Annotated in this window: 8 protein-coding genes; 6 read left to right on the forward strand and 2 right to left on the reverse strand. The window is 31.3% G+C overall.

Translation table 11 applies throughout. The features are described from left to right. The first annotated feature begins 67 nt into the window (after positions 1-67). The 6 genes from CN514_RS09700 to CN514_RS09720 all read left to right on the forward strand — a co-directional run bounded on the left by CN514_RS09700 (position 68) and on the right by CN514_RS09720 (position 3,914). The gene (locus CN514_RS09700; RefSeq protein ID WP_286141622.1) at positions 68-859 is read left to right on the forward strand and encodes a DeoR/GlpR family DNA-binding transcription regulator; all 792 of its coding nucleotides are present in this window, start codon (positions 68-70) and stop codon (positions 857-859) included. Then, a complete protein-coding gene (locus CN514_RS09705; protein WP_098232401.1) occupies positions 846-1,886 on the forward strand; it encodes an oxidoreductase in 1,041 nt (346 codons plus the stop codon). The genes CN514_RS09700 and CN514_RS09705 overlap by 14 nt, the downstream gene beginning before the upstream one ends. Before the next feature lie 72 nt (positions 1,887-1,958). After that, positions 1,959-2,381: a heme-degrading domain-containing protein gene (locus tag CN514_RS09710; protein WP_286141625.1), complete on the forward strand. Its 423-nt coding sequence runs from the start codon at positions 1,959-1,961 to the stop codon at positions 2,379-2,381. Between the two features lie 251 nt (positions 2,382-2,632). Further along, positions 2,633-3,136 carry a GNAT family N-acetyltransferase gene (locus CN514_RS09715; RefSeq protein ID WP_098232402.1) on the forward strand — a complete coding sequence of 168 codons (504 nt, stop codon included), beginning with the start codon at positions 2,633-2,635 and terminating at the stop codon, positions 3,134-3,136. Between the two features lie 200 nt (positions 3,137-3,336). Further along, a complete protein-coding gene (locus CN514_RS26445; RefSeq protein WP_286141623.1) occupies positions 3,337-3,468 on the forward strand; it encodes a hypothetical protein in 132 nt (43 codons plus the stop codon). After that, positions 3,414-3,914, forward strand: a complete 501-nt coding sequence (locus CN514_RS09720; RefSeq protein WP_286141624.1) for a COG4705 family protein — start codon at positions 3,414-3,416, stop codon at positions 3,912-3,914. Before CN514_RS26445 ends, CN514_RS09720 begins: the two co-directional genes overlap by 55 nt. 122 nt (positions 3,915-4,036) lie before the next feature. On the opposite strand, the gene CN514_RS09725 is transcribed toward CN514_RS09720, so the two are convergent. Both CN514_RS09725 and CN514_RS09730 read right to left on the reverse strand, forming a co-directional pair. After that, entirely contained in the window at positions 4,037-4,888 is an 852-nt protein-coding gene (locus CN514_RS09725) for a polysaccharide deacetylase family protein (protein WP_098232403.1), read from the reverse strand. Then, complete coding sequence (locus CN514_RS09730; RefSeq protein WP_098232404.1) at positions 4,881-6,251, reverse strand: glycosyltransferase family 2 protein; 1,371 nt, start codon at positions 6,249-6,251, stop codon at positions 4,881-4,883. Before CN514_RS09730 ends, CN514_RS09725 begins: the two co-directional genes overlap by 8 nt. Positions 6,252-6,510 lie beyond the last annotated feature (259 nt).

The raw sequence follows: 6,510 nt of genomic DNA on the forward strand, positions 1-6,510 counted from the left end.
TACTTAAATTAATTATATATAATAGCTTTAGAATTCAATCTTAAGGGAATAGACAAAGGGGCTCTAAATGATGTATCAAGAACAAAGATTAGCTTTGATCATAAAGTATTTGGCTTCAAATAATGAGATTACTTTAGAAGAAATATGTACGATGCTTAGCGTTTCAAAGGATACAGCAAGAAGAGATCTTGTCAAACTTGAAGAACGCGGGGAAATTATCCGAATAAAGGGTGGAGCAACTCTACCAACATCTAATCAAAATTTAACAGATTATAAAGAACGAAATGCCACTGAAGGCAAAGAGAAAATTGCGCAAAGAGCATCATTACTTATTCGCGAAACGAGTGACTTATTGATGGATACATCCTCAACTTGTGCACTCATGTCAAAATTTATGTCAGGTAAACAAGTTAATGTGATTACAAATTCAATTGATATAGTAGATTTATTAGGTGAGTTTGAAGAAATTCAAACCTTTATGCTACCAGGAAAATTTAATCGAAAAAATAGAAATTTAGTCGGACCTAGGACAATTGAGACACTTAATGACTACAAAGTTGATCAGCTATTTCTTGGTGCTTGTGGAATTAGCGCAGACGGAATAACTTCACCTGATGAAGAGGAAGCCTTTTTAAAGAAAAAAATGATCAGTTGTGCTAAACAAGTAGTTTTATTGGCAGATCATACAAAGTTTGAAAAAGTTTTTCTGCACAAGGTATGTGATATTAAGGGGATAGACATCATTATTACTGACAAAAATCCAGAAGAAGAATTTGAAAGAAAAATAATCGAATTTAATATTCATTTAATTAGTTTAGAAGAAGAGGAAAGTGAGAGGATTTCGGATGAAAAAAATTAAGGTTGGTTTAGTTGGATATGGTTTTTCAGGAGCTACGTTCCATGCACCATTTATTAGTGTGCTAAAAGAATTTGAATTAACAAAAGTTGTTAGTTCAAAAAAGGAAGCTGTCCAAAGAGATTTAGGAGATGTAGAGGTAGTAAGTAATTTAGATGAGGTATTAAAAGATGAATTAATTGACTTAGTTGTCATTACTACGCCAAGTGGTATGCATTATGAAATGGCAAAACAAAGTTTAGAAGCTGGTAAACATGTCATTTTAGAAAAACCGATGGTCGTGGAAACATGGGAAGCAGAAGAGCTAATCAAGATTGCTGAAGAAAAGAATCGAGTACTAAGCGTTTATCATAATAGAAGATGGGATAATGACTTTTTAACAGTTAAAAAGTTAATAAATGAAGGTGTATTAGGAGAAATCAATACATATCAAGTTCATTTTGACCGATATAGACCAGAAGTAAGAAATCGATGGAGAGAAAAGCAAGGTCCTGGTTCTGGCATGTTATATGATTTAGGTTCGCATTTAATTGATCAAGCTTTAAGCCTTTTTGGACAACCTCAATTCATCTCAGCGGATGTATTTGCACAAAGAGAAAATGCAGAAACAGATGATTATTTCCATATCATCTTAGGATATGACAAACTACGTGTAATCTTACATTCTGGTTCTATCATCCCAAGAAACGGACCGCGTTTTCAAGTTCATGGAAACAATGGGAGCTTTATAAAGTATGGAATAGATGGACAAGAATCTGCACTAAAAGAAGGTAAAAAACCTACTGAACAAACATGGGGAACGGATGAACCACAATTCTATGGAAAGCTCTATACTGTTGAAGGCGAAAAAGAAATGGAAGAAACGATTGAAACAATACCAGGTTCGTATACAACATATTACAAGAAAATTGCTGAAAGTATTTTAAATGGTTCCAATGCTCCCGTTACAGGTATAGAAGGCTTATCTGTTATTAATATCATTGAAGCAGCACTTAAAAGTAGTGAAGAAAAGAAAGTAATCTATCTATAAATTGGAGATTGTATGGAAGAGAAAACGATTCAACAAAAACTTGAAGAGGTAAGGAAACAAGAAGAATAGCTAATCTTTAAAAGTTTTTCAAATAAAAATGCTTTAGAAATTGGTTTGTTAATTATTGAAGCAGCTAAAGAGTTTGATAAACCAGTTGCTATAAATAGTTTGAAAAACGGTCAAAGCGTCTTCCATTATGCAATGGATCATACATCACCAGACCAAGATTTATGGATCAAGCGAAAATCTAATATTGTTCTCCGTCATCATTGCAGCTCTTATTATATGAGACTTTACAATGAGATGAAAAAAAGATCATATAATGAATTTTATTCAGCCAGTCCGTCTGAGTTTGCTGCACATGGTGGGGCATTTCCTATTAAAATTGAAGAATCGGGCGTAATTGGTGTCATTACTGTTTCAGGGTTAGCACAAGAAGAAGATCATAATCTAATTGTGGAGGCATTAGGTAAATTCCTCTATAAAACGATATAAGTTTAAAATTTATAAATAATAGATTATTTTTTAAAAATTATTATGAAATTTCAAAGGAGTCGGATGATCGGCTCCTTTTTTACATGAGTCTCGACCAAAAATCTTAATCATAATATGGTATGTTGGAGTACATTGAAAATAAAGGGATTCAATGCCTCCACATCGAATATTAAAGTGCTATTCGTAGCCTATACGAGAACCATTTAAATCTTTTAAATTATGAAGAAAAAAATACATAAGGTGGGAAAATAGTGAACATTAGAGAAATCAAACTAGAAGATGCAGAAAATTTTGCAAAACTAATTATAGATATTGAAAACCAGGCAGATTTCATGCTTTATGGAGCTGGGGAAAGGAATACAACAACTGAAAAACAACGAAAACAGATAGAAGTGATTGAAAAATCCCCAAATTCGACAATATTTGTTGCGGAAGAAACTTCTGGGAAGTTAGTCGGTTATGCGTTTGCAATTGGTAGTACCGCAAAAAGGAAAAAACATTCAGTCTATCTTGTCATTGGGATTTTAGAGGTATTTACTGGTAAGGGAATTGGGACAAAATTTTTTCAAGTATTAGAAAAATGGGCAATTAATCATAGTATATTCCGATTAGAATTAACTGTTGTAAAACAGAATGAAGCAGCAGTAGGTTTATATAAAAAGATGGGCTATCAAATCGAAGGAACAAAAATAAATTCCTTGATAATTGAAGGAAATAGCTTTGATGAGTATTATATGGCTAAGATATTATCATAACTAATGGATTGCCCCTATAAGATTTGGAAATTGTTGGTGGAATTGCTGGATGGACTTTGAATTATTTTCTTTTGAATAATCAGTAAAAATCTATTAATAATTTTAAGTTAGAGGTAAGGTTTGTAAAGAGATATGTATCAACTGTCTATTGGACTGTTATTCTATCTACTAGTCTTGCAGGTACAGCTTTTTCGGATTATATGGATCGTTCATTAGGATTAGGCTATATGAAAGGCTCATTAATTCTAATAAGTTTACTTGCTATCATTTTTATTTTTTGGTATTTTACAGAGCCAACGTTAAATGTGAAAAATATGCGACGAAAAGGGTAGAGGTTTTATATTGGATTGCTATTCTTGTTTCTAATACATTAGGGACTGTAGCAGGTGATTTTTTATCTCATAAATCTGAAGGGGTAGGTACATTAGCAAGTGGAGGAAGTTACCTCGAACAAGGGTTAGGATTAACTATCGCTCAAGGTGCAATGCTTACTGGTGGACTAATATTATTAATTCTTTTCGCATACTGGTTTACAAATTTAAATAGAGTATTTTTATTTTGGCTAGCGTTCGTTCTGACACGACCATTTGGAGCAACATTTGGAGATTTCCTAATTAAACCTCAAGAAAAAGGCGGATTAGGATTAGAGAACGGAACTCAAATCGCATCTGCAATTTTATTAGGTGTTCTTATAGTTTGTATAGTCATCCAGTTTGTAATAAATAAATCAAAAATAGATAAATCTGAAATGAATCAATCTGATATTCAAGTAAGTTAATTTCATTTAAGGATTAAATAATAGGAGAGTGGGAGGTAAGTAAGTTAATTAACCCTTCACTCTCCATATTATTTTGGTAGAAAAAAAGCTGCCAAAGCAGCTTAAATTAATAATGTATAATGTCAATTAATCTCTTTTAAATCTAACCATTCAGAATATGTCAAAATGTTTAATTCATCTTTTTTATTTACGGCATAATTAACAATCGTTTTATACTTTTTTGGATCAAAATTCATTTGAGCTTTATCAGCTTTTTTATCAAATCGATGGTTAGTAAATACAATTGATTGTTTCGTCTTTATTGCTAAGTCAATTTGATCTTTAACCCATGAAATGTCGGTACTAGGAAGTAAATTAATCGTACGAACTTCATATTTTTTGATATTATTTGTTTGTATTCCATCCCTAATAGTACGAGCACTTCGATAATGTCCTTCCTGCAAGGTATTCAAAGTATCTTGATTAAAAGACCCATATGGATAAACAGCGATATTACTTGCTCTTGTAAAACAGTGTTGATCAAGCCATTCACGTGCATCGTTTAATTCACTTTTTTGCTCTTGTTTTGTTAAACTTGCTAAATGTCGATGAGTATTTGTATGATTCATCAAATCCCAACCAGAACGATATAAAGTATTTAATTGACGTAATGACATATATCCTTCAGTACCTATTTTAGAAGGAATGACAGCAATACTTCCTTTTACATCATTATCTTTTAGGATTTTAAAACCTTTCGTAAATTGCGTTTCCCATCCGTCATCCATTGTAAAAATAATGTTAGCTTTATTTTGGTTTTTTTGAGTTTCTTGTGGTGTTTGAACTTTACTTTGCAAATTTTTACAATTAGTTTGCAGCAAATTATTTTGTGGTTTAGGCTCTGACAAATAAGATGCACTACTTTTCATAAACGGATATGCTATCAAAAATGATGAAATTAGAACAGCATATACGATAACTAGTTTTTTATCCAACGTTCTTCATTCCTTTATCCTTTTCTAACTCATAAATTCTCCCGGATCGTGAAACTTTGTTCCAATCATTTCGGTTTATAAAATAGGAAATAGTTCCAAATAGTACAAAAAATAATGTTACAAAACGATAGACAAATAAGTCTAAAATAATTGTAACCGTTAATCTGATCTTTTCTTTGCCTTTGAATTTAACGCCATAATAATTAGCCAAATACATAGCAAATAGACTATAAATAAAATTTAAAGATACAACTCCAAGCAGATAGAATAATAGTAGATTTTGAGCATGTCCTATATTTGTAAACAACATATAGCCAAAATTAAAAAGCGTAAAATAGATAGCAACTGTACCTAAAATAAAAGAATCAATTAACATAAAGAAAGAAACAGTGCGAAATAAAAAGGTCTTTATAAGCAGTGGAAAATAATAAATGACACAATCAATAAATGCCTTTTGCCAACGAATCCTTTGCTTAAATAAATCCTTCCAGGTTTCTGGACACTCCGTATAACAGACAGCATTTGGGACGAACACCATTCTCTTGCCAGGATTTTTTAAAATGTATTGTTGAAATTTTAATGTAATGTCGATATCTTCTCCTAAAGTCTTTCTATATCCACCAACTTTAAATAAAATTTCTCTATTAAAAACCCCGAATGCTCCGGAAATAACGGAGAGTGCATCGAATTTCGCAAGAGAAACTCTATTAATATAGAATCCTTTTATGAATTCAAAAATTTGAAATCGAATGACATGATTTACCTTTAAAGTACGATCGATATTTTTTTGATTAAATTGAACACCTTGAAGGGGATGCACCATTCCTCCTGCTGCTAATACATCTTGATCTTGGAAAACTTCATTCAGGACATCCAATGCGTCGTTTGCAAGAATACTATCTGCATCTAAAGTTACGACTAATTCATTTTTAGAGTATTCGATTCCAGCGTTTAAGGCGTCATGTTTTCCACCATTTACCTTGTCTATTACATAAACATTTGGGTAAATAGTCGATTTATAAAAGTTTTTGATTTTATTACTCTTTAACTGATTTGATATTTTTCGCTCTTCCGGTGTTAGACGAAGAAGTTTATGTAAAATTTTCATGGTTTCATCTTGAGAGCCATCGTTAATATAAATAACTTCTTTTGCTGAGTAATCTAATCTATTAATACCTTTAATAGCTGTTTCAATAATGCTTTCTTCGTTAAAGCATGGGATGAGTATGCTGATGCTTTTATTAGTTCGTATGATGTTTTTTTTTCGTTTCTTACGATGATAAAAGATTGGTAGTGCATTGATCATATGTAAGATTGGGAAGAAGGTACATAAGAATAGGGTGAGTATTGTAACAAATTGCATAATTAAATCTCCTTAAAACTTGTAATGTTACGTAATTTCAATATGTGAGTATGAAAGATCATAATCAATCAGCCATAACAAAATTAGATTTCTACTTCGATTATTTTAACGAGATTTTGGTTAGTTTAATATGTTATTCTTTGAACAATTTATTTCAAAATGAATACGAACAATACAAATATTAAAATGTATTTGAAATTCGTGGTAATTTCACGTACCGTATTTTATTTTTAATTAAATTAAATTTAAATGGTAAAAT

The sequence above is a fragment of the Bacillus sp. AFS001701 genome (assembly GCF_002559405.1).
Classification (GTDB): domain Bacteria; phylum Bacillota; class Bacilli; order Bacillales; family Bacillaceae_G; genus Gottfriedia.